This window comes from Pseudomonas sp. LP_7_YM (assembly GCF_004364435.1).
GTDB lineage: Bacteria > Pseudomonadota > Gammaproteobacteria > Pseudomonadales > Pseudomonadaceae > Aquipseudomonas.
Window position 1 is genome coordinate 256,986 of sequence record NZ_SOCT01000003.1, and the last position, 26,655, is coordinate 283,640.

The 26,655-nt window shown below is 60.5% G+C and carries 25 protein-coding genes; 8 read left to right on the top strand and 17 right to left on the bottom strand.

Annotation, left to right across the window (positions count from 1 at the left end; translation table 11 throughout):
* Positions 1–522: 522 nt before the first annotated feature.
* The 8 genes from bla to cydP all read right to left on the bottom strand — a co-directional run bounded on the left by bla (position 523) and on the right by cydP (position 6,383).
* Positions 523–1,371 (bottom strand): class A beta-lactamase, encoded by an 849-nt coding sequence (gene bla, locus EC915_RS10235; protein ID WP_372237877.1) that lies wholly within the window; start codon positions 1,369–1,371, stop codon positions 523–525.
* A 126-nt stretch (positions 1,372–1,497) separates the two neighbouring features.
* Complete coding sequence (locus tag EC915_RS10240) at positions 1,498–1,926, bottom strand: molybdopterin-binding protein (protein ID WP_133750409.1); 429 nt, start codon at positions 1,924–1,926, stop codon at positions 1,498–1,500.
* Positions 1,927–2,030: 104 nt separating this feature from the next.
* Entirely contained in the window at positions 2,031–2,690 is a 660-nt protein-coding gene (locus EC915_RS10245; RefSeq protein WP_133750410.1) for a M24 family metallopeptidase, read from the bottom strand.
* Positions 2,691–3,020: 330 nt separating this feature from the next.
* Positions 3,021–3,323 carry a cyd operon YbgE family protein gene (locus tag EC915_RS10250; protein WP_166650955.1) on the bottom strand — a complete coding sequence of 101 codons (303 nt, stop codon included), beginning with the start codon at positions 3,321–3,323 and terminating at the stop codon, positions 3,021–3,023.
* Positions 3,313–3,429, bottom strand: a complete 117-nt coding sequence (gene cydX, locus EC915_RS10255) for a cytochrome bd-I oxidase subunit CydX (protein ID WP_133750412.1) — start codon at positions 3,427–3,429, stop codon at positions 3,313–3,315. Before cydX ends, EC915_RS10250 begins: the two co-directional genes overlap by 11 nt.
* Positions 3,430–3,446: 17 nt before the next feature.
* Positions 3,447–4,589 (bottom strand): cytochrome d ubiquinol oxidase subunit II, encoded by a 1,143-nt coding sequence (gene cydB, locus EC915_RS10260; protein ID WP_133750694.1) that lies wholly within the window; start codon positions 4,587–4,589, stop codon positions 3,447–3,449.
* A 10-nt stretch (positions 4,590–4,599) separates the two neighbouring features.
* Complete coding sequence (locus EC915_RS10265) at positions 4,600–6,189, bottom strand: cytochrome ubiquinol oxidase subunit I (RefSeq protein WP_133750413.1); 1,590 nt, start codon at positions 6,187–6,189, stop codon at positions 4,600–4,602.
* The gene (gene cydP / locus EC915_RS10270) at positions 6,186–6,383 is read right to left on the bottom strand and encodes a cytochrome oxidase putative small subunit CydP (protein ID WP_133750414.1); all 198 of its coding nucleotides are present in this window, start codon (positions 6,381–6,383) and stop codon (positions 6,186–6,188) included. Before cydP ends, EC915_RS10265 begins: the two co-directional genes overlap by 4 nt.
* Before the next feature lie 432 nt (positions 6,384–6,815).
* On the opposite strand from cydP, the gene EC915_RS10275 reads away from it, so the two are divergent.
* The 3 genes from EC915_RS10275 to EC915_RS10285 are packed head-to-tail and all read left to right on the top strand — an operon-like array spanning position 6,816 to position 9,703.
* Complete coding sequence (locus tag EC915_RS10275; RefSeq protein WP_133750415.1) at positions 6,816–7,586, top strand: ABC transporter substrate-binding protein; 771 nt, start codon at positions 6,816–6,818, stop codon at positions 7,584–7,586.
* A 2-nt stretch (positions 7,587–7,588) separates the two neighbouring features.
* Positions 7,589–8,935: a diguanylate cyclase domain-containing protein gene (locus EC915_RS10280; RefSeq protein WP_133750416.1), complete on the top strand. Its 1,347-nt coding sequence runs from the start codon at positions 7,589–7,591 to the stop codon at positions 8,933–8,935.
* An 18-nt stretch (positions 8,936–8,953) separates the two neighbouring features.
* Complete coding sequence (locus EC915_RS10285; protein WP_256658701.1) at positions 8,954–9,703, top strand: ABC transporter substrate-binding protein; 750 nt, start codon at positions 8,954–8,956, stop codon at positions 9,701–9,703.
* 59 nt (positions 9,704–9,762) lie between these two features.
* Here the strand turns inward: EC915_RS10285 and EC915_RS10290 are convergent, their stop codons facing one another.
* Entirely contained in the window at positions 9,763–11,184 is a 1,422-nt protein-coding gene (locus EC915_RS10290; RefSeq protein ID WP_133750417.1) for a transglycosylase SLT domain-containing protein, read from the bottom strand.
* A gap of 186 nt (positions 11,185–11,370) precedes the next feature.
* Here EC915_RS10290 and EC915_RS10295 point away from each other — a divergent pair, with 186 nt between their 5' ends.
* From EC915_RS10295 to EC915_RS10305, 3 genes are all read left to right on the top strand, one after another.
* The gene (locus EC915_RS10295) at positions 11,371–12,192 is read left to right on the top strand and encodes a TatD family hydrolase (protein ID WP_133750418.1); all 822 of its coding nucleotides are present in this window, start codon (positions 11,371–11,373) and stop codon (positions 12,190–12,192) included.
* 98 nt (positions 12,193–12,290) lie between these two features.
* Positions 12,291–13,610: a methyl-accepting chemotaxis protein gene (locus EC915_RS10300; RefSeq protein WP_133750419.1), complete on the top strand. Its 1,320-nt coding sequence runs from the start codon at positions 12,291–12,293 to the stop codon at positions 13,608–13,610.
* A gap of 201 nt (positions 13,611–13,811) precedes the next feature.
* Positions 13,812–14,033: a hypothetical protein gene (locus EC915_RS10305; RefSeq protein WP_133750420.1), complete on the top strand. Its 222-nt coding sequence runs from the start codon at positions 13,812–13,814 to the stop codon at positions 14,031–14,033.
* Between the two features lie 63 nt (positions 14,034–14,096).
* On the opposite strand, the gene EC915_RS10310 is transcribed toward EC915_RS10305, so the two are convergent.
* From EC915_RS10310 to EC915_RS10340, 7 genes are all read right to left on the bottom strand, one after another.
* Positions 14,097–14,891 (bottom strand): acyl-CoA thioesterase II, encoded by a 795-nt coding sequence (locus tag EC915_RS10310; protein WP_133750421.1) that lies wholly within the window; start codon positions 14,889–14,891, stop codon positions 14,097–14,099.
* A 99-nt stretch (positions 14,892–14,990) separates the two neighbouring features.
* A complete protein-coding gene (locus EC915_RS10315; protein WP_133750422.1) occupies positions 14,991–15,770 on the bottom strand; it encodes a CHAD domain-containing protein in 780 nt (259 codons plus the stop codon).
* Between the two features lie 26 nt (positions 15,771–15,796).
* A complete protein-coding gene (locus tag EC915_RS10320; protein ID WP_133750423.1) occupies positions 15,797–17,797 on the bottom strand; it encodes a DUF3488 and DUF4129 domain-containing transglutaminase family protein in 2,001 nt (666 codons plus the stop codon).
* A gap of 13 nt (positions 17,798–17,810) precedes the next feature.
* A complete protein-coding gene (locus tag EC915_RS10325) occupies positions 17,811–18,764 on the bottom strand; it encodes a DUF58 domain-containing protein (protein ID WP_166650963.1) in 954 nt (317 codons plus the stop codon).
* Positions 18,764–19,681, bottom strand: a complete 918-nt coding sequence (locus tag EC915_RS10330; protein ID WP_133750425.1) for a MoxR family ATPase — start codon at positions 19,679–19,681, stop codon at positions 18,764–18,766. The genes EC915_RS10325 and EC915_RS10330 overlap by 1 nt, the downstream gene beginning before the upstream one ends.
* Before the next feature lie 299 nt (positions 19,682–19,980).
* A complete protein-coding gene (locus EC915_RS10335) occupies positions 19,981–20,259 on the bottom strand; it encodes a hypothetical protein (protein WP_133750426.1) in 279 nt (92 codons plus the stop codon).
* 169 nt (positions 20,260–20,428) lie between these two features.
* Positions 20,429–22,792 carry a DNA polymerase II gene (locus EC915_RS10340; RefSeq protein WP_133750696.1) on the bottom strand — a complete coding sequence of 788 codons (2,364 nt, stop codon included), beginning with the start codon at positions 22,790–22,792 and terminating at the stop codon, positions 20,429–20,431.
* 175 nt (positions 22,793–22,967) lie between these two features.
* On the opposite strand from EC915_RS10340, the gene EC915_RS10345 reads away from it, so the two are divergent.
* Positions 22,968–24,209: a M20/M25/M40 family metallo-hydrolase gene (locus EC915_RS10345; RefSeq protein WP_133750427.1), complete on the top strand. Its 1,242-nt coding sequence runs from the start codon at positions 22,968–22,970 to the stop codon at positions 24,207–24,209.
* A 98-nt stretch (positions 24,210–24,307) separates the two neighbouring features.
* On the opposite strand, the gene EC915_RS10350 is transcribed toward EC915_RS10345, so the two are convergent.
* Complete coding sequence (locus EC915_RS10350; RefSeq protein WP_133750428.1) at positions 24,308–25,489, bottom strand: aspartate aminotransferase family protein; 1,182 nt, start codon at positions 25,487–25,489, stop codon at positions 24,308–24,310.
* A gap of 98 nt (positions 25,490–25,587) precedes the next feature.
* Here EC915_RS10350 and EC915_RS10355 point away from each other — a divergent pair, with 98 nt between their 5' ends.
* Positions 25,588–26,490, top strand: a complete 903-nt coding sequence (locus tag EC915_RS10355) for a LysR family transcriptional regulator (protein WP_133750429.1) — start codon at positions 25,588–25,590, stop codon at positions 26,488–26,490.
* The last annotated feature ends 165 nt before the right edge of the window (positions 26,491–26,655 follow it).

The window sequence follows — 26,655 nt, forward strand, 5'->3', positions numbered from 1 at the left end:
CTGATTTATATAGTCATCTATATGAATAGTCGCGAAGTATTGTCTCGAACCGGTCAATCGTCAAGGAGCGATAGGGTGTCTGGCAGACCAACGGTGGAGGTGGACAGGGGCCAGCAGGGTAAAACTTTTCGCAGGCAACCTGCCCAACGCCGTACGCGACAGCCCGGTAAGCAGCACGTTTTCAAGTAGAAGCAGCGAGGGGGGGAAACAAATAAACACCCCTGTCGGATCAACCCGCAGGGAGGGTCGCCAGCAAGCCGAGGGTGACGATCAGCGCCAGAAACCTCAACAGGAAAATAGTCATTCGAGCCACAACGGCCTCCTCACAGAAAGTTTCGAGACAGATAACGCCGGCTCCCCGTAATGCCTCGAGCGTCGAGGTCAGGGATTAAAGAGCACCTTCAGTGTGAGGCCGAGGTCTGTTTCGATACAGGGCCAGGTATTCGCCAAAAAACCGGATCAGATAGCTTGTTATGCATTTTCCCAACGCCCCGCTCTGCTGCGCGGCTCCACATGCTGCATTCAAATCGAGGCAGCCAGCCGACCGACGTCGGCCATCAGCGCATTGATCTGCTCGGCGTTGGCGTGGGAACCGGTGGAGTAAAGCGTGACGATCAGCGGCGCTCGCTCGGAGGGCCAGATCACCGCAACGTCATTACTGGCGTTGTTGGCGCCCAACCCTGTCTTGTCACCGACCCGCCAGCCTTTCGGCAAGCCGGCCCGCAATTTCTGGTCGCCGGTCTTGTTGCTGCCTAGCCAGGCGACCAACTGGTCCCGGGACGCAGCGGACAGCGCATTCCCCAACACCAATGTGCGCAGGCTCTGGAGCATCGCCACAGGTGTGGTGGTATCGCGCAGATCCCCGGGGCGGTTCTCGTTCAGCTCGGGTTCGCGCCGATCCAGGCGGGTGGTCTGATCACCCATCGAGCGCAGCCAATCGGTCAGGCCTTCAGGCCCTGCGAAGCTGTCCAGCAGCAGGTTGGCAGCGGTATTATCGCTCAGCGTAATCGCAGCTTCGCAGATTGAGCCGACGCTCAGCCCAGGATTGCCCGCGTGTTTTTCGGTGACCGGCGAATAGGTGACCAGCTGATCCTTGCCATAGACGATCAACCGCGAAAGGTCCTCTTCCTTGCGGTCGACGCGGGCCAGAACATGGGCCACCGCCAAGGCCTTGAAGGTGCTGCACAGAGCGAATCGCTCGTCACCGCGGTGGGTGATCAGGCGCTGGCTGCCGGTGTCGAGAATGGCCACGCCCAGCCGCCCTCCGTGACGAAGCTCCAGCTCAGCCAGTTGCTGTTCAATGGGTGTCGTGGAGGAAGTGGCGGCAGCGGCCGCCAAAGACTTAAAGGTCCAGAGCGCAGGAATCGCCATGAGCGATGCGCCGATCAGGGTTCTGCGTGTAATCAAAATACACTTCCTTGTACTGGCAGATGGAAACATGACTGCCGAAGACAACCACTTGCCACAGCGGTTGCCGCACGACGGCAATCGATTGGATCAGGCAGGCACACCGAGAATGATGTGCGATGCCTTGATGACCGCAGTTGCGCTTACGCCTGGCGCTAGGCCCAGTTCGCTTACCGCATCGCGGGTAACGATGGAGTAGACCTCAGTGCCGCCAGCAAGTGTGATCACCACTTCGGCGTTGACCGCGCCATCGCTGACGCGGGTGACTTTACCTTGCAGGCAGTTGCGCGCCGAGAGGCGCAAGCCACCGGAATCGGTCATCAGCATCACCCATGGCGCCTTGATCAAAGCGACCGCTTCCTTACCGACCGCCAGGTCCAAACTCTTGACGCTTTGCAGCGTGACCACCGCCACCAGTTCCTCGCCACCGGCCAAGGTCAGAGCCACTTCGGCGTTGACCGCTCCTTCCTGAATCTGTTTGACGGTACCTTTGAAGACGTTACGGGCGCTGACTTTCATGTCGGGTGTCCTGTCATGGATGAATAAGTGCGGCGCGCATCATCGAACCACCCGTCATGTGATTACAACCATAGCGACTTGCTGACATCTGGATGTGACGCATATCAGGCCAGCAAGTCTTCATAAAACGCGCCATAAGGTTTGCTCGGATGGGCGAGCTGGATTTCCAGAATCCACAGACCGGGGTTGGGCACGCCATCGAAATCGCCGAGATTACCGTCCCGATAAATCGCATGCGGAAAGTCGCAGACGCGGTGGCCCTTGATCTCCAGATTCAGCGTCCAGCCCATGGCAGCAGCGTGCTCTTGGGCAAAGCGGTACAACTCGATGCCTTCGACGCTTGCGGTTTTCCAGCGCTGCTCGACCCCTTCGAAGAGGGTTTTCGCCGCAGCAGCGCAGGCTTGCATTTGCGGGTCGTTGCCGGTGGTGAAGGAGGCACCGGCATCACCCTCGTGTCCCTTCCAAACCGCGCCCGTGTCGATGAAATAAATATCGTCTTCACCCAGCACCGGATCGCCATCGGAGCGCTGCTTGAAGGTTTTCAGGGTGTTTGCGCCAAAGCGGATCAACATCGGGTGCCAGATGCGTTGGCTATCAAGCTCGACCAGCACCTGTTTGCCCATAGCCACTGCCTTTGATTCCAGCATCCCCGGCTTGATGCGCTGAGACACCCGCTCGATGGCCTTCCAGGTCATGGCCTGGGTATGCCGCATGGCCTCGATGTCGTAGATTTTCCCAACCGATTCTTTTGCCACTGCGTTCATTCCGTTCCCCTGTCGCCTACCCTGCTACCGCTGTGTTGTTTACTACATAGCGATACCCATGGGCAATCATCGGCGACGGCTGAACGTATTTATCCAACGCAGGCCGTTCATTCATCGCAGCTCATCGCGTAAGTCATGTACGGGCTTGCCGGCTTCCACGGACCCCCAGGGTTGAACCAAGGTGCTGCTGGTTGATGCAACCACGAGCCGGTGCTGAGCCAGAGATTCTATTCCCAAGGTTTTGTGAAGCAGCCGGGCTGCCGCTTTCAATTACGCAAGAGTCAGTTGACTGCCCGCACCATCAGGGCAGGCAGCCATTTCACAGGCTCTTCAGATCAACTGCCGCGCCGTGAGCCACATCCCGAACCCCAAAGCCATCAGTGCCCAGCACAGCAGTGGATGAAACATCACTCGCCAGACCAGCGCGTGGGGCTCGAAGCCGACGCCATGCACGAAACCACCGGCCACGCCCCACATGACCAGCATCAACAGGCTATGGGAATAATGACCGTTGGCATCGAGCATCGACGCCGGATGAATCAACAGCACCAGGCTCAGGGGCACCGCCATCAGCCAGGACAGTGTCCGGCCGATGGCATGCCTGAAGGGTGCGTTCCGCGCCTCAGCGGTCACGACCGTTCTCCACAGCCGTGGCGTCCGAAGACTCCAGCCACAAGGCATTGATGATGCCGAAGCTGCAGGCCAGCAATACGCCAAGAATCCAGGCGAAATACCACATGATGTTCTCTCCTCGGCTCAGTACAGGCCGTGCGGGTTATGGTCGATATGCGTGGTGGTGACCTTGCCCCACATCTTGGCGTAGCACCACAGCGTGTAGCAGAGGATCAACGGCACGAAGATGACGGCCGCAACCAGCATGATGAACAGGGTTTTGCTGCTGGACACTGCATCCCAGACGGTCAGGCTCGACGCCGGATCCAGGCTCGATGGCATGACAAACGGGAACATCGCGAAACCTGCGGTGCACAGAGCGCCGACGATGGCCAGGCTGCTGCCCAGAAACGCCATTCTGCCCTGCCCCGCGCTGGCGCACAGCAGTGCCAGCAGGCCACCGAAGATGCCCAGCAGCGGCGCGATGACGGTGAGCGGGTGTTGCTGATAGTTAGCCATCCAGCCGTGGTTAGACGCATCGACCGTCTTGGCCAACGGATTCAGCGCTGCGCCTGCATCGAACGCCGAAGTAATCGACAGCCCCTCAATTGCGCCCAGCAGCAGCCATACGCCAGCACCGATGAAGGACAGCAGGAACACCAGTGCCAGCCCTTGCGCCGCACGCTGCGAACGATGGGCAATCGCGCCCTCGGTGCGCATCATCAGCCAGGTACCGCCATGCAGACCGAGCATGCTCAGGCTGACGACACCGGCCAGCAGGCCGAACGGGCTGAGCAACTGCCAGAAATTGCCCTGGTAGCTGGAGCGCATGGTTTCATCGAACTGGAACGGCACACCCAGCAGCAGGTTGCCGAATGCCACCCCGAACACAAGCGAAGGCACTATACCGCCCACACAAAGCGCCCAATCCCAACTCTGCCGCCAGCGGGTGTTTTCCAGCTTGCTGCGATAGTCAAAGCCCACCGGGCGTACGAATAACGCGAACAGCACCAGCAACAGCGCCCAGTACAACCCGGAAAACGCCGCCGAGTAGACCAGTGGCCAGGCAGCGAACAACGCGCCACCGGCGGTGATCAGCCAGACCTGGTTGCCGTCCCAGTGCGGGGCGATGGTGTTGATCACCACACGTCTTTCGTTATCCGAGCGACCCACCACAGGCATCAGCATCGCCGCGCCCAGGTCGAAGCCGTCGGTCAGGGCGAAGCCGATCAGCAGCACGCCGACCAGCACCCACCAGATGAGTTTGAGTGTCTCGTAATCGAACATCATGTGTTCCTCAGGCCAGCACAGGTTGTTTGGCAGCAGACACAGCGGCGCCGCGTGCTTCGAAGTGATAACGACCGGTGTGCAGGCTGCTTGGGCCCAGGCGGGCGAACTTGATCATCAGGTACATCTCGATGATCAACAGCACGGTGTAGAAACCGACCAGCGCCAGAATCGAGCCAATGACATCGCCGCTGGACAGGGTCGAAGCAGACAAGTGAACCGGCAGTACTTCACCGATCGACCATGGCTGACGACCGTGCTCTGCAACCCACCAGCCGGTCTGCGTGGCGATCCACGGCAGTGGCAGACTGAACACCGCCCACTTGAGCAACCAGCGCTTGCTCGATTCGTTCTTGCGTGCCGAGGCCCAGAACGCGCAGATGAACAACAGCAGCATCAGCACGCCACTGAGCACCATGATGCGGAACGTCCAGAAGATCGACGCCACATGGGGAATCGAATCCAGGGCAGCCTGCTTGATCTGTTGCTCGTTGGCGTCCACCACCTTGTCGGTGTACTTCTTGAGCAGCAGGCCGTAACCCAGGTCCTTCTTCACATCGTTGAATGCGTTGAGGGTTTGTTCGCTCTTGTCCCCGGCGCGCAGCTTGCCCAACAGGTCGTAGGCAACCATACCGTTGCGGATGCGGCCCTGGTGCTCACTGACCAGATCCTTGATCCCGGTGACTTGCTTGTCGACCGAACGGGTGGCGACGATGCCCATCACATAGGGGATTTTTACCGCGTAATCGGTGCGCTGCTCGGCCTGGTTCGGCAGACCGAACAAGGTGAACGCAGCGGGCGCAGGTTCCGTATCCCACTCGGCTTCGATGGCCGCGAGTTTGGTTTTTTGCACGTCGCCGATTTCGTAGCCGGACTCATCGCCCAGCACGATCACCGAGAGAATCGAGGCGATGCCGAACGCCGAAGCAATGGCGAACGAGCGCCGGGCGAAGCCGATGTCGCGCCCCTTGAGCAGGTACCAACTGGAGATGGCCAGGACGAAAATCGCCCCGGTGACATAACCGGAAGCTACGGTATGCACGAACTTGACCTGCGCGACCGGGTTGAAGATCAGGTCCGCGAAACTGGTCATTTCCATGCGCATGGTGGTGAAGTTGAACTCTGCGCCGACCGGATTCTGCATCCAGCCGTTGGCGATGAGGATCCACAACGCCGACATGTTTGAACCGATTGCCACCAGCCAGGTGACACCCAGATGCTGCACGCGGCTGAGCCGATCCCAGCCGAAGAAAAACAGACCGATAAACGTTGATTCAAGGAAAAAGGCCATCATCCCTTCGATCGCCAGCGGCGCACCGAAGATGTCGCCCACGTAATGGCTGTAGTAGGCCCAGTTGGTGCCGAACTGGAACTCCATGGTCAGGCCGGTGGTGACCCCCAGGGCGAAGTTGATGCCAAACAGCTTGCCCCAGAACTTGGTCATGTCCTGGTAGACCTGTTTGCCGGTCATGACGAACACCGACTCCATGATCGCCAGTAAAAAAGCCATGCCCAGCGTCAATGGGACAAACAGGAAGTGGTACAGCGCAGTCATTGCGAACTGCAGCCGAGATAAGTCGACGACGGATTCCGATATCATTTTGAATTCTTCTCAGGAGACACGGGAGGGGCGCCCAGTACATGCAGGCCAGCTTGCACCCCGTCATCCTTGACCTCGACCGGAGCGTCGAACCAGACGCTACGGATTCCCATTAACAGGACGAGCTTGATCAGCAGGATCAGGCCTATTTCTTTCGCCAGAGGGTGTTTGAGGAAATCGAAAGGACCGGGCATGTTGATGACTCGTCAGGGTGCACCGCATTTTTCCTATAGCGCCTTGTGCAACCGTTGATCCAGGTCAAAAACCTCCGGGCGACATGGTGTGGCAAAACGCCACAGCGTGATTCGTCGGAAGGCGGGAACCTCCAAAACCCGTGGTCGGCAGGCAGCTTTCAAACCGCTGCAATGTCCCAAAAAGCAGTGTGTTTCAATCAAGCAGCTGGCACAGCTTGTCAGCTGTGGCAGCGGCATTTCGCAGTGTCCAGTGGCAACCGCCTGCCTCTGCCACAGTTGTACATCGCAGCGGGAGGATAAAGGTCTTATAACCCTCTCAAGTGAGGGGGTTTTCAGCCGATAGGGTGGCTGTAGGAAGCATCCCGCTCATGCTTTTCTGCATGCGTCGGAGCCGGATAACCGCCGCTACTGCAGACCGTGAGGTAGCTGTTCATGACACCCGCAACGCTCGATTCCACAGCTCGCAACCTACTGTTTTGCGTGGTATCGCTTTGCCTTAGCGTTGGCACTGCATGGGCCGACGGCATTCGCGTCGTCACCGAAGAACTGCCGCCCTATAACATGACGCGCGATGGCCAGTTGACCGGCATGAGCACCGACGTAGTGCGGGCGGTGCTCAAAGAGGTGAAGGTGCAGGCGAGCATTCAATCCATGCCCTGGGCGCGGGCATATGACCTGGCATTGCATGACCCGAATGTACTGATCTATTCCATCACCCGAACCGCCGAGCGCGAGCATCTTTTCAAATGGGTCGGGACCATCGCCACCTCGCGCTGGTACATTTATTCCGCGTCCACTCACCCCATCAGCCTGATGGCACTGGACGATGCCCTTGACTGGCAGACCGCGACGGTCAATGAAGACGTCGGCGAGCAGTACCTGATCGGCAGAAACTTCGTCGTCGGCCAGCAACTGCAGTCCAGCAATCGCTACGCGCTCAACTATCAGAAGCTTCAGACCGGCCACGTCGATCTGTGGATTTCCGATGAACTGAATGCCAATTACCTGGCACGTCAGGCGGGCGACGATCCCGCTCGCACGCTGGTGCAATCCTTGCAGGTCAAGGATCTGGAAAAAGACGGGGGTTTTAGCATGGCGTTCAGCGCCGGTACTCCCGACGCTACCGTGCAGCTGTTTCAGAAAGGCTTGGGGACTATTCGCGAGAACGGGACCTACGATGCCATTGCCCGGAACTGGAAGTGAGCATGCCCGCAGAGCTTGAGTCCCAGCTTCCCGCAAATGCCGTCGCCCCACCGCGTGCCGGTTCGCTCGCGCGCAGTCTGGTGCTGGCGACGCTGGCATTTTGCTTGTTGTTCACCCTGGCCACCGTGGGAGTCCGGACCTGGTTCGCCTGGAACAGCAACCTGTCGAACATGAACGCCGAACTCAGCCTGATCGACCAGGTGTTTCAGGGCACGCTGTCCAAGGCGGTGTGGGAAATGGACAACGAAGACTTGCAGACGCAGCTCGACAGCGTGGCCCTGGCACCTCCGGTAGGACGTGTCGAAGTGCGCGTCTTGCGTCCTGGCCGGCCGCCAGAGGTCCTGGAGCGTCACCATGCGGGCCATGACGGCTCTTCTTTCACGCCAACCCTGCGCCGCCAGTTGACGGTCAGCCCCTACCCCGGCGCCACCGAAGTGGTGGGCGAACTGAGCATCGAAGGCGATGCGCGTCTGCTGTGGCAACGCCTGTGGAAAGAAGTCGCAATCATCATGTTGACCCAGATCATCCAGTCGCTGGCGCTGGCCGGGTTGATCATGAGCATGTTCAACCGCTCGGTGACCCTGCATGTGCGACGCATCGCCCAGCACCTGGAACAGCTGACCCCCCAAAACCTTAAACATCACCTGATGCTCGAACGCGGCGGCACGGCCAGTGACGAACTGGACCTGCTGGAAGCTGGCGTCAACGACTTGCAAGACAAGCTGGCCGACCACATCGAGCGCCAGACCCACGACGAACTGGCCCTGGCCACCAGCCGCGATCAACTGGCCGAACTGGTCGAACAACGCACCGCGCAATTGAAGGCGGCCAACATTCGTCTCGAAGCCCTCAGCCGCTTCGATCCGCTGACCGGCCTGGCTAACCGCCGGCACTTCGATGAACTCAAGGAGCTGGAATTCAACCGCTCCTTGCGCCACGACCAGCCGTTTTCGGTGCTGATGTGCGATATCGATTTCTTCAAGCTCTATAACGACACCTATGGCCATGCCACCGGCGACCAATGCCTGCGCGATGTAGCCTTGACCATGAGCGCCCTGTTTTCGCGTTCGGGGGAGTTGGTGGCTCGCCTGGGGGGAGAAGAATTCGCCGTGTTGCTTGCGGGGCAGAACCGGCAGCAGGCGCTTAGCTTGGCCGAACGTCTGCAAGCACTGCTTGCCGAGCAGAAACTGCCCCACAAGGGGTCGAGCGTTTCACCTTACGTCACGTTGAGCATCGGCGTCGCCGAGCTTGATCCGGCAAACATGGAATGCTTCGACCAATTGCTGCAAAGCGCCGACAGGGCCCTGTATCGCGCCAAGAGTCAAGGGCGTAACCGCTGTGAGATATGACCGTGGGGAGAATGTGACATGCGCCTTACCCGACATTCGCTCAAACAAGGCTTGAGTCCCCTGTCCGCGACCTTGCTGATGCTTGCTTGTCTGGGCATCGAGGCCGAACCTTTGCAGGTCGTCACCGAGGACTCCTCTTACAGCGCGCTAAGGGACGGCAAGGTCGTCGGGAGCGCCAGCGAAGTGGTGGAAAAGGTCCTCTCCAGGGCCGGGGTCAGCGACTACCGCATGGCCCTCTACCCTTGGGCGCGTGCCTACGACATTGCTCGCCTGGAAAGCAACGTAATGATTTATCCCATCGTGCGCAGCAGCGAGCGCGAATCGCTGTTCATCTGGGTCGGTGAGCTGGAATCGGCTACGCCGAAGTTCTACAAACTGCACGACCGCCATGACATCGTCATCAACGACCTGGGGGATGCCCGGAATTTCACCGTTGGCGTGATACGTGATGATGCGCGCCAGGAATACCTCAAGGAACAAGGCTTCAGCAAAATGGTGGTATCGGCCAACAACCTGGATAACCTGCGCAAGCTGCTCAATGGGCAAGTCGCGCTGGTGCCCATGCCCGAGCGCGAAGCGCGTGTGCAGTGCGCGCAACTCCATATCGACTTCGGTCAGCTCGAAAGCGTTTACACCGTCGACGAGCTTTCCAGCGAACTGTATGTCGCGCTGAGCCTGAAGACACCGCCGGATACGGTGCAGCGCATTACCACAGCGTTCACCCAGTTGAAGGAAGACGGAACGGTGGCCAACGCCATGGCGCAGTAATGGGCCAGGGTTCGACCGCACGAAAGCATGATGATCAGGCGACAGTGTCGGACGACCGCTCAGTCCCTGATCGCCACTTTCCGGGGTGAAGGACTTTCCAGCGACGTACGCTCCTGGTCATAGGCCAGGTAGTACTTGTTGACGCTATTGACGTAACTGACCACGTTCGTCCCCAGCTGCTTCATCGCCACCCGCTCGACCTGGAAGAACCATTGATTGGGATTGAGGCCCTGACGCCTGGCTTCGGTGCGCATCGCCTGCACCCGCTCCGGGCCAAGGTTATACGCTGCGAGGGTGAACGCCATGCGCTCGCGCTCGTTGATCCGCGGGCTGGCAAAAAACTTGCGGCGGATCATCGCCAGATACTTGCTCGCAGCCTGGACATTGCCATCGACATCGTGAATGTTATCCACCCCTACCCGCTGGGCGGCTGAAGGGGTGATCTGCAGCAAACCCGTGGCGCCGCTGCCACCCTTGGCGACGGGGTTGAGCGCCGACTCCTTGAACGCCAGCGCTGCAAGGTCCAGCCAATCCATTTTCTGCGCGTCGGCGTGACGCTGCAGGGTGGGACGCAGCTTTTCCAGACGCTGCCGGTCTTCCCGCGCCAACGGGTAGTGGACGCGATAGAGGTCTTTGTAGGCTTTCTGGAACGCGGCGTCCTGATTGGCAGGTGGCGCGTAGGTTTCCAGAAAACGGTCGACGGTGGCATGCAGCATCACGGCGTCCCTGCGCACGAACCAGTTCATGTCGCCCGGGTCGCTCAATGCCAGCCCGCGGTCGACCCGAAGTTTGGGCATGACCCTGGCCCAGCGCTCGGCAATCGGTTGTTCGACGATGGTCAGGTGATAAATCCCAGCCTGAACCATCTCCAGTACGTCTTCCACAGCCAGGCTCGGGTCGGCCCATTCGATGCGAACAGGTGGTAATTTGCGCAACGCCAGCTTCTGGTTGAGCTGCGCGATGGCGTCATCGGCCACGCTGCCGTTAGTCAGCATCAGCGTGCGACCGGACAGCTGCTCAGGGCGCTTGATCACGCGCTCGCCGCGCGTTCCCACGACCACCAGCGGCACGTGCCTGACCACAGGCTCAGTGGCGTCGACGTACTGCGCGGCGCTGGCATCGAGCAACTCGCCCGGGGCCACCACGTCGCCCTCCCCGCGTTGCAGTGCGGCGAGCAATTGGTCCTTGGCTTTTGGAATCAGCTTGAGGGAGACTTTCTGGCCATCACGCGCGTGGCCGTTGAGGTATTTTTCGAAGGCCTGCAGGCGGCGATACTCGACGCCGATGAGCTCGCCCTGCATTTCACCTGAGCTGTTGCGGCTCTGGTTGACCAGGACACGGAGCACCTTGCTGCTGCGGATGGCGGCAAGGTCACGGATCTGGGTTCTCTTGACGATCACCGGCGGCCCGGCAGGACGTGCCGCCGCATGGGCAGGAACGAGCAACAGGCACAGCAACGAGACCAGCGAGGCTCGGATCATTGACGCTCCGGGAAAAATGCCGAAAAAACGGGCTTGAAGTCCCTGTCGGACCATCACGCAGGCGGTCTGTGCAAGGCCTGCTGACAGCGACACAGGGATCTACTAATTCTAAGCAGTTGAGTCTGCTTGTTTTTTATCGCCTCAATCGCTCTGCTATTCTTCTCGGCCTCCGGCCTGAGGTGAACCATGCAGCTAATCGACATCGGCGTCAACCTGACGAATTCCAGCTTCGCATCCAAGGAGCGAGAAGTTCTCGAGCGCGCCTACGCCGCGGGCGTAGCTCAGTTGATCCTCACCGGCACCAGTGTCCAAGGCAGTGAGCAGGCGTTGCAGATGTGTCGTGAACTGGATGAAAGCGGTGAGCGATTGTTCAGCACCGCTGGGGTTCATCCCCATTCGGCGAGCGATTGGACCCAGGACACCGAACAACAGTTGCAGGGCCTGCTGAAAGAAAATGCCGTGCGCGCAGTCGGCGAGTGCGGCCTGGATTTCAACCGCGATTTCTCACCGCGCCCGCGACAGGAAAAGGTGCTGCACGCCCATCTCGCCTTGGCCGTAGCCTTGCAGCTTCCGGTGTTTTTGCATGAACGGGAGGCCGACGAGCGATTGCTGGCGATTCTGCGCGAATACCGCGACCACCTGCCCGGCGCCGTCGTGCACTGCTTTACCGGCGAAAAACGTGCACTGTTCAGCTATCTGGACATGGACCTGCACATCGGCATTACAGGCTGGATCTGCGACGAACGCCGTGGCACGCATCTGCACCCTCTGATGCGCGAAATCCCCCGCGGGCGTCTGATGCTGGAAAGCGATGCGCCGTACCTGCTGCCCCGCAGCTTGAGGCCAAAACCGAAAAACGGGCGTAATGAACCGGCCTATCTGACGGAAGTGCTGCGTGAAGTGGCACTGCATCGGGGCGAACGCCCGGAAGACGTCGCCGCTCACACCACGGCTTGCGCTCGTGCGTTCTTCTCACTGCCTGCGATTCAGGAAAGTGCGACATTTTGACTGCCTGCGAGTTGATGCAGGTCAACGCAGCAGCTATACACAGTTGAGAAAATACTGGCACCTTGCCTTATCACGTGCAATCACAGAAGAGCTTCCTCATGGGCCGCTGGTTGAGCAACATCTCGCTGAAATACAAATTCTGGGCGGTAAACGCCGTTGCATTCCTCACCATCCTGCTGTTGGTGCTCTATGCGCTGAACCTTGAGCAACAGAGCCGCACTGCAGATGCCAGGATCGCCGCGCAGGTCCATGCACAACTCTTGGCGGCCTGGCCGGCCGGGCAACCGGTGCCCCGTACCGTGCCGCTCGCCGCTGCGCCCTCCTTCAGGCAGGTGCTGACCGAGCATTTCACCCACTATGCTGTCGCCGTTTTCGTGCTGATGCTGGCCATGCTCAGCGCTTCGCAGCTGTTGATCCGGTTCCTGCTGACCCATCTGAACACGCTCAAAGACGTGATGCTGCTTGTCGAGAAGACCGGCAACCTGTCGGCGCGTGTGCCGCTGGCCGGAGAAGACGAGGTCGGGCAGATGGCCAAGGCGTTCAACGCCATGCAGGCAGGTTACCAGCGCATTGTCGGTACTGTGGCGCAATCGGCCGCGCGGCTGGATCAGGGTGCGGTGCATCTGGCCACCGGCATGAGCGACGTACGGGAGGGCATGCTCGGTCAGCAAAGCGAGACGGATCAGGTAGCCACCGCGATCAACGAAATGACCGCTACGGTGCATCACATCGCCCAGCACGCCAGCGCCACGCGCGATCAATCACAGAATGCCGATGCACTGGCAGGCAGCGGCAGGGATGTGGTGGATCGGGTCCAGACCTCGATTGCCGGCCTGTCCAGTGGCGTGCAGCAGACCGCCGGCATGATTCAGCGTTTGGCTGAAGACAGCCAGAAGATCAACGGCGTGGTTAACGTGATCCACAGCATTGCCGAGCAGACCAACCTGCTGGCCCTGAACGCGGCCATAGAGGCGGCGCGGGCCGGGGAAATGGGTCGCGGTTTTGCGGTAGTTGCCGATGAGGTGCGCAATCTGGCCAAGCGCGTGCAGGCCTCCACTGACGAGATCACCACCATGGTCTCGGCGTTGCAGGCGGGTACACGAGACGCCGTGGATTTCATGCAGGAAAGTTCTTATAAGGCTGACGACTGCGTCCAGCAGGCACAGGAAGCCGGCAAAGCCTTGGCCGCGATTACCGAAGCCGTGGCGCAGATGCGCGAAAGCAACACGCAGATCGCCGTGGCGGCGCAGCAGCAGAGTGAGGTGGCCGAAGAGATGAACCGGGCGGTGGTCAGCATACGCGACGTCACCGAACGCACCGTGCGCCAGACCGTTGATTCGGCGGCCACCAGCGATGAACTGGCCACACTGGCCGGGGAACTGAACACAGCGATCGGACAACTGAAATTGCGCGGTTGAGTCGCGCTTCATGCGCGGGGGGCGGTGTTGAACGAGACAGAAATATGTCGCCTGCACCGGCTCGCCCGAATCGGCAACGCCGCTGTCCAACCTCTTGCCTATGACACCGATAGCCAACCTCGATTCGCTATCGGTAGAACGCAGGCCTACGCTGAGCCTATCGAAAACGGTTCTTATTCAGGCACAGCAGAGGTAAGCATCATGTCCAAGTTCATATCCAGTCTTCACCTTGACGACTTCTTCTCGGCTGCCAACAAGTCCGGTCTTTCCTCGTGTTTGGTTCTGTCGTCGCGGGCGTTTGCGCTGTCGATCGTTTCGGGCCTGCTGTTGCTCGACGGCGCGCTGAGCCCAAGCATTACTTCGGCAGGTATCGGTGTTTTAGGTCTGATCGCGGCGCAAGCCATCAAAGCCCGGGGCCAGTAAGGTCTCGGGATTGCCTGCATACCGTGGCTGCTCATCTATAAAAAGCCGTTAACCGCTTTACGCTCAACCGAACACGGTCACCGTCTGACGGCTGATCGCGATCAACTCCCCTCTCGGCGACCACAACCCTGCCGCCACATGACCGTATCCATCGCGGGCGTGCTCGATCACAGCCTGGTATTGCGTCCATTCCAAAGTGGTCATTTGCGGCAACGGCTGTATGAACTCAATGGTCCATGTCAGCGAACTGCCGGGTGCCGGTTTACTCAGATGCGCCAATACTGCCGGTGGCCAGGTATCAGCCAGTGCGAGCAGGTGGGCTTCGGTCAGCCTCTCTTGCGCGACATCGTGCAACCGTGCGTAACCGCCGATGGCGCGCGACCGGGTGTTGCTGTACGGAATTCCTCCCAAGGCCCAACGCATATCGATGTAACGCAGGTAGTCGGGCATTGCCCCGGCAACGAACGGAAACTCCGGCACTTCATCCACCGGTTTGAATTGGGGTGCAGGCTCGGCAGATACGGCAATCAGCGACTCCCGAGGTGCCCCAAAGCTGCCCTGGATAAGCATCAAGGTTTCACCGTTCTGTACGGCGCGACCCAAGACCTGAGTGACCGCCCTGCCCTCACGCAGCGTTTGCACCTCGAACGAAATCGGTACATCGATCTCGGTCGGGCCAATAAAGGAGATGGCCAGTGACCGCACCGGCCGATCTGCTTTAACCGTCACCCGCATCGCCTCGAATTGCAGCGCTGCCATCAGGCCGCCGAAGCAGGAACGGCCTTGAGACCAGACCGCCGGAACGGTCACGGCTTGCGGGTTGGCGCGAACGGCTTCGAGCAGTTCGGACAATGTCATGGGCACTCCAGGAAGCTCGTAAAGAACGTTTGCGGATCTTAGCGAGAGCAGGCGCGTCGAGCAGCGCTCATAACTGCCAATCCTGCGCAGGGGTCGGGATCAATGCGCCGGCGCGTCGGCAAAGCAGGCTTGAAACAGGCGCTGCAGCGCTTTGTCCGATTTCTCCTCGGCACGCAAAATGCCCAGTTCCCATCCGGCTACACACGGCGCCAGGTCAGACTGCTGCGCAGCCTGAGCCAGCCATTGCAGGTGATCATGCCAATCGCCCAATGCGCCTTGCGCTGACTTGAGCCGCTTCTCCATGCCCTTGGGCTGATGACTGAGTTCGGGATAGGCCTCAGCAGCGTAGCGCACGCGCTTGATCAGCAAACGCAAGCGGTGACGATCATGGGCAGGATCGGCCATGGCTTGGCGCAGCTGCCTCCATTGCTTGTCCAGGCGCTTTTCGACCCGCTGGCGCAGCTTACTCAGCAGGCCATGACGCTGTTGAGTGCGTAAAAGCGACGGCAACTGATCCAACACCCCGAACAGGCGGTTCAGCTCAGGCGAAGTCGCCACCTTCGGGCAGGCAGCGTCCAGGTATTTCGTGCGCTTGAGCGCAGCCTGATCCAGTCCCTCAGCGGTCAGAAACGCCGCCAGCACCTGCATATCTCGCAACGGCGTGGTCAGATCGCCGACCCCTTTGGCCGCTTCCTCGACCTGGCCTAGCCCCGGTAAACCGCGCAAGGGCCGCAGCGCGCTGCGCAGGCGTCGCACTGTGGTGCGCAGATCGTGCAGCGCTTCGCTGTCGGTAGACGCTTGCAAGCGGGCGTGGCAGGCCAGCAGTTTGACGTTGAGGCTAAAGATCTCGGCGATCAGGTGATCGACCATTGCAGACATGAACACGCTCCTCCATCTTGATCTTGTTAGGGATGCTTGTCTTTCACCGCCGACAAGCGCCAGGGCAAGCGCCTGCGCAGGTATTTGAGGTGCCTGCGCAACTGGCTGACCGAGCCGGACATGCCGCCATAACGCTGCGATTCGAACTCACGGGCGAAGCCCTGGATCGCCTCGGCGTGATCCGGAAATCGCAGCGCCGCGCGCAAGGCGAAGGCCTGCGCGCCTTCGCCCTGCTGACGTCTGAGACCATGCCGGGCCAGCAGTCGTTCGAAGGCATTGAACAGTCGCAATTGCGAGTCGCTTTCACGGCGCCAGGGTTTGAGCAGCCAGAGCGCCAGAATCCCGAGAATCACCAGCGCGCCACCTGCGAAGGCCGGCGCCTGAAAGCCGGAGAACCAGCGCCCCAGAACCTGCAACTGCTGCTGGCCCTGATAGCCCAGTACCCAGCGCTGCCAGCCATAGTTGAGGTTATCCCACGTCAGGCGAATCGAATTGAGCCAGGCCAGATGCCGATAGCGCAGGGCCGACATCGGCGAATTGGCGAGAAAGTCCTCATCGGCGGACAGGGCCTGCTCCAGGCCTTGTTCGATCCGCGCCGGTGCAACAGCTGCGGTGGGGTCGACACTGCGCCAGCCTACCCCGGCCTGCCAGTACTCGACCCACGCGTGGGCATCCATCTGCCGCACGCTGATGTAGTTGCCCTCGGGGTTCAACTCGCCCCCCTGATAGCCCGCCACAATGCGGGCAGGAATACCCGCGGCACGCAGCACGAAGGTCATGGCGCCAGCGTAATGTGCGCAAAAACCGGCGCGACTGGCAAACAGGAAATCATCGACGCTGTTGGCGCCCAGTAACGGGGGCTTCAACGTGTAGTGGAACGGCTGCTGGGTGAAATAGGACAACACAGCGTCGACCAGCGTATCAGGCTTGGGGTAGCGACGATGCATGTCGGCAGCCCATTCCCGTGTTTCAGGATTGCCTTTGGCGGGCAGCTGCAGATCCTGCATCCGGGCTCCGTCGCTGAGCGCTGTATCGCGCACGGCGTCTGGCCAGGAACTGACGTTGTAGAGCACCGACTGCTCGATGGGACGTCTGCGCTGCCAACGGAAATCACTCATTTGCCGCACGCCCGCCAGGTCGGTATCGCCAACGTCCAGCGTCATCAGCCAAGGCTTGCCAGTGGGCTCCATAACAACGCTGTAGGCAATTTTTTCGCCTTCCTTGCGCCAGTCCGGCGCGTCGGGCACCTGAGCCCGGGAAGACTGCGACCAACGTCTGCCATCGAATTGTTCCAGGGTCAGACCGCGCCAATACTGCTGGTGACGCGGCGGGACAGAACCTTCGAAGCTGGCACGAAAGACCAGCTCGGCGGACTTGCTCAACTCTGCAATATCCCCCGGCGTCATGCTGTCAGAGAGCCCGGTGAGCGCCTTGTTACTCGGCTGCGGCAGCGACCACAACGGATCCAGCCTAGGAAAGAACAGAAACAGCAACAGCATCAGCGGCACCGCCTGCAGCAGCAATTTGCCAGCAAGCATCAGCGTGCCTGCCGGTTTACTCGACAGCGCCGACTGCTGCAGGCCGATCAGCCCGGCCAGCAAGGTCGCAATCGGCAGAAGCGTGAATAGCCCCCAAAGCAACGCGTCTTCGAACAGATAACCCACGGCCACACAAAAGAAGCCCAGGAAGATCAGCACCCATGCGTCGCGCCGCGTTTGCATCTCCAGCATTTTCAGGATGAACGCGGCAATCAGCAGCGCCGCCCCGGCGTCGAGCCCCACCAGACTGCCCTGCGCAAGGTAGATGCCGCCTGCAGTCCCGACCAGCAGGCCTGACTTGATCCAATTGCCGGGCATGCGCGCACGCATGCGGAAGATCTGAATGCGCCAGAAGGTACAGGCCAGCCACAACACAATCAGCGAAGCAGGGATATGCAACGAGAAAGGCACGATGACCAGGGCCTGAGCGATCAACAGCCAGTTCAGGCTGACCCGCGGAATCGATTGCGCCAGACGGGTCGAGGTCATGCCCACCCCACGTTCATGCGCGGACGCCATACAGCGCCAGTTGCCGCAGACACACCTGGCGGTGGGCATCGCCGCTGTCCACTGCCGAGAGAAAACCGGGCATGCGCAGGGCGAAGGGTTGCTGGCGCTGGGACAACTCCAGCACCCAGTAACACAAACGTGACAGGCGCTCCTCGATATCGCCTCCCAAGGCCATGAAATCCAGGCACAGGTCGTGCCCGCTGAGGTCAGTGAACTCCTTGATCATCAATCCCTGACCGCGCGACCAGGCTTTCCAGTGCATACGGCTCAGGGAATCGCCGGGTTGCCACGGGCGCAGGCCCTGATAATCGTCGACGCCCTGCCCTTGAGTCGCCTGTCCTTCATCTCTGGCGTGGGGCTGAACGCCTTGCAGCAGCGGCATACTGCCAGCCAGCGGACGTGGATAGATCAACACGGTCTGCTCCAGATCCAGCCAGCTCCAGGCGCGGAAGATGCCCAGCGGAAACACGCTCTCGACCCGCAGACGCGGTGCCCGCAACCAGCCGCGATTGACCGCAGGCAAGGTCAGCGCAACCTCCATCTGGCGATCACGCTCAACATCGGTCTGCTCCATGCGCTCGCTGTTCCAGCCCAACGCAATGGCCTGATGGCCCTTAGAAGCGCTCTCCAGACGCAGCCGCAACTGCACAGGCTCACCTACGAACACCGAACGCGCAGGGCTGGCGCTAAGGATCAGGCCGCTGAAATTGCGGTAAGTGTGCAGAATTGCAAGGATGCCCACCGAGAGCATCAGGAAGGTTAGACCGTAGGCCAGACTGTTCTGATAATTGATCGATACCAGCAGCAGCAACACAAGCAAGAGCGCGTAGGTGCCACCTACCTTCGTTGGCAGGATGAAAATTCGGCGGTGATCGAGCTGGATGCGGGAGGCCGCAGGAATGCGTCGCCCCACCCAACGCTGCCAGACCGGTTTGAACTGCGGCATCAAAGCACCGGCACCTCACGTAACAGCCATTGGACCAAAGCCCCACCGCCATGCCCGGTCGGATCGGTGCGTTCGCGCAGACGATGGCTGATGACCGCAGGCAGAATCGCCTGAACGTCTTCGGGTATCACGTAATCGCGGCCGATCAACAGCGCCCATGCGCGCGCAGCGGAGAGAATCGCCAGGCTGGCGCGAGGTGACAGGCCGTAGGCGAACTGCGGTTGGCTGCGGGTGGCTTCCACCAGACGCAGCACATAATCCACCAGCGCATCGCTGGCGCGCACACGCCGTGCCTCCAGTTGCAGGGCTGCAAGCTCAGTGTGGTCGATGAGCGGTTCGATACGCGGGAGTAAATCGCGGCGCGACTCGCCCAACAACAGGGCTTTTTCCGCAGAGCGCGCCGGATAGCCCAGGGACAGGCGCATCAGAAAGCGGTCCAGCTGCGATTCGGGCAAGGCGAAGGTGCCACCCTGCGAGAACGGGTTCTGGGTCGCAATGACAAAAAACGGATCGGGCAAAGGACGGGTTGCACCTTCGATGGTCACCTGCCCCTCCTCCATCGCTTCAAGCAGCGCGCTCTGGCTTTTCGGCGTGGCGCGGTTGATCTCGTCGGCCAGCACCAGCTCGGCAAAGATCGGCCCGGGATGAAAGGTGAACTGTCCGGTGTCCCGGTCGAAAATCGAGGTGCCGAGAATGTCGCCCGGCAGCAGGTCGGAAGTGAATTGGATTCGCTGGAAACTCAGGCCCAAGACCTTGGCCAGCGTATGGCTCAAGGTGGTCTTGCCCATGCCGGGCAAGTCCTCGATCAACAGATGCCCCCCACCCAGCAGGCATGCCATGGCCAGACGCACCTGAGGCTCCTTGCCCAGCACCACTTCATTGATCGCGCTCAGGCACGCATCCAGTTTTCTGCCCATCGGAAAGCCTCCCCAAGCGACTGCTCTTGGCTAATAGGACTGCAGACCATGCCAGACGTGCAGCCACTTTAGAGTCAGCGTAGGCCTTTTAGCCAGAGACGGGCGCAGGAATGAAAAGATTTTATGCGAGGACGCAAGGCGAGAGGTTTGCACTGCGGACAGACGACAAGCGTAAATGCCGTAGGGGTGAGCTTGGCAAGCGGTCCGCGATCACCGCAGCGGCTTATACATTGCCTTCGTAAACCAGCTCGCCCCCACAGGGGGTGTTATCACCCTGACCGTATATAAGCTGGAAGCCCTCAACGCCCCGCGCGCGACTCACGAATGTAGAAGCGCGCCTTCTCGGCTTTGTCATTACAGCCTTCGAAGGCCTCGAACTGTTGCTGGGTCTTGGCGCCGGTCAGCAACGACAGGGCTTTGGAATAACTAACCGTTCCGGCAAACCCTTCGGCTTTGGCCAGATCCAGCTCATGCCAGGCGGTATCCAGATTGGTCGCGCAGCTGTCGCGATAGGCGGTTTTACCCGCGCAGCCCGTTAGAACAAGCGCGAGCAGTGGCAGGCAGATCCAGGCTTTCATCGGGTGTTACCTCAATAATGGAATTCAACGATGCGGCTTTGACGGTGCGCCGAGGTAAAAGTGCCAAAGCACAGGGTCCGATTTCCATCCCGGGCATGGACCATCGGCGGTGCCTGACGTCGAATCACGTGAGGTGTCCGCCGAACATCCTGATCAGCCGGTAAAAGACTCAGAACAACCCCATCTGCCCGCCAATCAGGGTGGCGAAGTCGTCCTGCACGAACGGCAAAATGGCGTCGGCAATCGGCTGCAGTTGCCGGGTGATGTAATGGTCGTAGTCGATCGGGGCGCTGCGGACTTCCAATGGCTCGGGGCCGACCACGCTGATGACGTAGTTGATCCAGCCGCGGTTCTGGTATTGCAGCGGGCGGCCGTGTTTACGGTTGTAGTCATCGGCGATGCGCGCGGCGCGGACATGGGGCGGGACGTTGCGTTCGTAGTCGTGCAGCGGGCGGCGCAGGCGCTTGCGGTAGATGAGCTGGTCGTCCATTTCACCGGCCAGCGTACGGCGAACGTGGTCGCGCACGTAATCCTGATACGGCCGGTTATTGAAGATGCGCAGATAGAGTTCTTTCTGGAAACCCTGCGCCAGCGGCGACCAGTCGGTGCGCACCACTTCCAGGCCTTTGTAGACCATTTCGTCTTCGCCGTTGGCGCGAGTGACCAGCCCGGCGTAGCGCTTCTTGCTGCCCTCCTCCGCACCACGGATGGTGGGCATCAGGAAGCGTTTGAAGTGGGTTTCGAATTGCAGTTCCAGCGCGCTCTCCAGACCGTATTCGTCTCGTATGTGCTCCTGCCACCAGTCATTGACGCCTTTGACCAGCGCCTTGCCGATGTGCGCGGCCTCTTCCTGGCCATGGGGGCGTTTGAGCCAGACGAACGTGGAGTCGGTGTCGCCGTAGATCACCTCGTAGCCCTGGGTTTCAATCAGCTGGCGGGTCTGGCGCATGATCTGGTGCCCGCGCAGGGTAATCGAGGACGCCAGCCGAGTGTCGAAGAAACGGCAGCCGCTGGAGCCGAGTACGCCGTAAAAGGCGTTCATGATGATCTTCAGCGCCTGGGACAGCGGCGCGTTACCTTCGCGCTTGGCCACCTCGCGTCCTTCGGACACCCGCGCGACGATGGCCGGCAGGCAGTGTCGGGTGCGAGAGAAACGCGCACCGCGAAAGCCCTCCACAGAGTCGCTGTCGTCGGGATGTTTGAGCCCTTCGATCAAGCCCACCGGGTCAATCAGAAAGCTGCGAATGATCGATGGGTAAAGGCTTTTGTAGTCCAGCACCAGCACCGATTCGTACAAACCCGGCCGCGAATCCATGACGAAGCCACCAGGGCTGGCCTCGGGCATGCGCTCGCCCAGATTGGGTGCCACGAAACCCTGGCGATGCATCAGCGGCATGTACAGGTGCTCGAACGCCGCCACCGAACCGCCGCTGCGATCGGCTGGCAAACCGGTGACGGTGGCGCGTTCGAGGAGGAACGTCAGCAACTGGGTCTTGGCGAAAATCCGCGTGACCAGCTCGCAGTCCTTGAGGTTGTAGCGCGCCAGTGCCGGCTTGTCCTCGGCAAACATGCGGTTGATTTCATCCATGCGGTGGTACGGATTGTCGATGGCCTTACCTTCACCGAGCAGGGTCTGCGAGACATTTTCCAGGCTGAACGAGGGAAAGCTCCAGGTTGCCGAACGCAGCGCCTCGATGCCATCGATGATCAGACGCCCGGCGGCCGAGGCAAAAAAATGGCTATTGCGTGCGCCGTGTTCGCGCCAGCCCATGATTTGGCCGTCGCGCCCCAGCAGTAACGGCACATTCAACCGCCGGGAATGCTCGTGCAACACCCGCAGGTCGAACTGCACCACGTTCCAGCCAATGATCGCGTCCGGGTCGTGCCGCGCCATCCATTCGTTGAGCCTTTCCAGTAGCTGCTCGCGGCTGTCGCAGTAATCGAACTTGAAATCCACCGCTGATGCATCGCCATTGGCCGGCCCGAGCATATACACCTGGCGCTCGCCGCAGCCTTCCAGCGCAATGGAGTACAGCTCGCCACGCTCAGTGGTTTCGATGTCCAGCGAGACCAGCTTCAACTGCGGCCGATAGCTCGGTGCGGGTTTCATCTGCGCGTCGAGCAGTACGCCGCTGGCATCCGGCGTGCCGCTGAACTGGACGGGCGCGGTGATGAAGCGTTCCATCAGATAGCGTTCGGGGGGACGCACATCGGCTTCATAAACATCGACGCTGGCCTGACGCAGGTCCTTTTCCAGGTTCATCAACTGCCGATGCTGCCGGGTATAGAGACCCAGTACAGGCCGATGGCGGAAGTCGCACAAGTGCAGCGGCCTGAGTTCGGCACCCTGCTCTTGACGCAGCACCGCTTCGGCGCGCTCACGGTGCTGCGCCGGAATGAATGCCGTTGACGTCTGCAGCGGCAGGCGCACATGGCGCGGACCGTTGTCGGTCGCCAGCCAGAAGTCGACCTCCGTGCCCGCATCCGTGTCTCGCCAATGTCGGGTCAAGACAAAACCCTGTTGTAAATCCACCGCTGCGACCTCGAAACTCATTTCCCGAGGCGCGATTCTACGGCGGTCAGCACGGGAAAGCCCGCGATCCGCTCTGGTGAACTGATCGTCAGACCGATCAGAGACTGCGCCTGGGGAACAATGCCAACCTGTGGGCTATCAGAACATCACTCGCACACCCTCTGAGGGATCCAGCATGCTCGTTCGACGTACCTCTCTGGCGGCTGCCATTGCCGCCTCGTTCTTGTGTTCATTGGCCTTGGCCGCCGAACTGCCGCCCGAACAGCTTTTGAAGAAAGCCGAAGCCGAACAGCAACCCTATCTGGCGACGGTCAAACAGCTGGTGGATATCGACACCGGCACAGGTCAGGCCGCCGGACTCAAGACCGTCAGCGCGGTCCTGGTCGAACGTTTGAAGGCGTTGGGTGCGACCGTTGAAACCACGCCAGCCACCCCGTCGGCGGGTGACAACATCGTCGGGACGCTCAAAGGCAACGGCAGCAAAAGCTTCCTGCTGATGATTCACTACGACACCGTGTTCGGTCCGGGCACCGCTGCCAAACGGCCGTTCCGGGTCGACGGCCAGCGCGCTTATGGGCCCGGAGTCGCAGATGCCAAAGGTGGCGTGGCAATGGTGCTGCACGCGCTGAAGCTGCTGCAGGATCAGTCATTCAAGGACTACGGCACGATCACCGTGCTGTTCAACCCCGATGAAGAAACGGGCTCGGCAGGCTCGAAGAACCTCATCGCCGAGCTTGCGCGCAAGCATGACTACGTCTTCTCCTATGAGCCGCCCGATAAAGACGCAGTGACCGTCGCCACCAACGGAATCAATGGCGTGTTCGTCGACGTCAAGGGCAAGTCCTCCCATGCCGGATCCGCCCCCGAGGCAGGAAGAAATGCTGCGCTGGAACTGGCTCACCAACTGGTTCAGCTCAAGGACCTGGGCGATCCGGCCAAGGGTACGACGGTGAACTGGACGCTGATCACGGGCGGCGAAAAGCGCAACATCATTCCGGCGAGCGCTGCGGCCGAGGGCGACATGCGTTATTCGGACCTCGGTGAGTCGGATCGAGTGCTGGCCGACGGTCAGCGTATCGTGCAGGACAAACTGATCGATGGCACCGAGGTGACGTTCCGCCTCGACAAGGGCCGTCCGCCACTGGTGAAAAATCCGGCCACCGAGGACCTCGCGAAGACTGCCAAGGCCTTGTATGGGAAGATCGGGAGAAACATCGAACCGATCGCCATGCGTTTCGGAACCGACGCCGGTTACGCCTACGTGCCCGACAGTCAGAAACCTGCCGTGCTGGAAACCATGGGTGTGGTCGGCGCCGGTCTGCATGCCGACGACGAGTACTCGGAACTGTCGAGCATCGCGCCGAGGCTTTACCTGACAGTGGCGATGATCATGCAGCTATCGGGTAACGACAAGTAATCCGGGTCTGACCGAACCGAAGCGAGACTGTGGGGTGAGCGTGCTCACTCCCACTTGCCCAGCCTCGGCCGCGCAGCCTGCGTCATTACCTCAGCCACTCACGCTCCTGAGCTTGCCAACACTCCCACCACCGCACTTACGATTTTTTCGACGTCCGCCTCTTCTATGATCAACGGCGGCAAAAGCCGTATGGTCTGGCCGCGTGTGACATTGATCAGCACCCCGTACTCCTGCGCGGCCTTGAGGCACAGGTCACGAATCGGTCTGTGCAGTTCGATCCCGACCATCAATCCCAGGCCGCGAATCTGCCGCACATCGGGATGCCCGGCCAGTTCTGCGCGCAAGCGCGCCAGCAGCCGTTCGCCCTGCCCCGCTGCATTGTTCAACAGGCCTTGTTGCTCGACGATATCCAGCACGGTGCATCCGACCCTGCACGCCAGCGGATTGCCACCGAAGGTACTGCCGTGGCTGCCGGGGGTAAACAACCGCGCGACCGCCGCCGATGCCAGGCAAGCGCCGATCGGAATGCCGTTGCCCAGAGCCTTGGCCAGGGTGACGACGTCCGGAACGATGCCCTCGTGCTGGAACGCGAACCAGCGCCCGGTACGCCCGATACCGGTCTGGATTTCATCAAGGATCATCAACCAGCCATTGTCGCTGCAATGGGCACGCAACGCTTTCAGATAACCCGGCGGCGGCAGACTCACGCCCCCTTCGCCTTGAACCGGCTCCAGCATCACCGCCACGATACGCTCGCCATGAACCCTGGCGGCCTGCCGGATGGCGTCCATGTCGCCGAAGGCCACCTTGACGAACGCCCCTGACATCGGCTGATACCCCATCCGAACCGTGCCGTTGTCGCTGGCCGACAAGGTGCCGAGGGTGCGACCGTGAAAGGCGTTTTCCATGACCACCACCAACGGCTGTTCGATACCTTTGGCCCAGCCATGCAAACGCGCCAGTTTGAGAGCAGTTTCGTTGGCCTCGGCGCCGGAGTTATTGAAGAACACCTGCTCCAGCCCCGACAGGCACGTCAGTTTGCCGGCCAGACGCCGTTGCCAGTCGATGCGGTAATGGTTGGAGGTGTGCAACAGCAAGCCGGCCTGCTCGGTGATTGCCGAAACGATCAACGGATGGCTATGGCCGACGCCCGTCACCGCCACCCCTGCAACGGCATCCAGATACTGACGCCCAGTGTCATCCCAGAGCTGTGCGCCCTGGCCCCTGACAAAGCTTAAGGGTAGCGGCTTGTAAGTGTTCATCAGGCAGGCGGCAGTCATGCTCTTGGCTCCATCACAGGGTGTAGGGCCAGTATGGTTAACCCGTGTTGCTGTATAAAGATTGACTTTCTTCGGTGACTTTAAAGCAGGGCTTGATAATGGACGTTTTTCAGGCAATGACGGTTTTCGTGAAAGTCGTAGAGGCCGGCAACATGACCGCCGCCGCCCGGCAGTGTGAAATGTCGACGACCATGGTCGGCAATCACCTCAAGGCTCTCGAACAGCGGCTGGGCGTAAGCCTGTTGCAACGCACGACACGCCGGCAGAACCTCACGGAGTTCGGGCTGCAGTACTATCGCCGCTGTGTCGAGGTATTGGGGCTGGTCAGCGATTCGGAACGCATGGCAGAGCACCTGCAAACCCAACCCAGCGGTACGTTGCGCCTGACCGCCCCGCCCGCCTTCGGTGCCGAACGCCTGGCGCCGATGCTCAGCGATTTCACCCGGCGCTATCCCGAACTCAGGATTGAGGTGGTGCTGAGCAATCAGCTGATGGACCTGATCGAGCACGGTTTCGATGCGGCCATTCGCCTGGGCATTCCCGAACCTTCTGCCTTGATTGCCAGACCGCTGCAGGATTACACCCTGACCCTCTGTGCGGCGCCGGATTACCTGAAACGCTGCGGTGTCCCGAACACTGCCGAAGAACTGCGCAACCACAACTGCCTGGCGTTCGCGTATCCCGCAGGTGACGACTGGCGCGCCGCCGACAAACTGTGGAAGTTGACCGGCCCGGAAGGCGTAATGGAGGTTCCGGTCTGCGGGTCGATGATCGTCAACAGCTCGCCCGCATTGCGCCAGGCGGCACTGGCCGGAATGGGCGTTGCCATGTTGCCGGATGTGTTGATCAGTGATGATCTGAAGGCGGGCAATCTCATACCGCTGTTGCAAAACTACCAGCCGCCCAGCCGCCTGCTTTGGCTGATGTATGCGCAGGATCGTTATCGTCTGCCCAAGGTCAGGCATTTTGTAGAAAGCGCTTTGGCGGCCTGGGGCAAATGACGCCAGGTCCGGCCAGCAAGCGCTCGCGCGGCGAACGCGGCGCCTCTCGGCATCTTGCGGACCCCGTACTCCCGTCGGACGCAGACATTCGGTAACGATAAGTCGCGTCTTGGCCGGTTGACCGCCTGCCTTTAAAAAGCAAATCTGGTCCTCGATTTTCAGGGC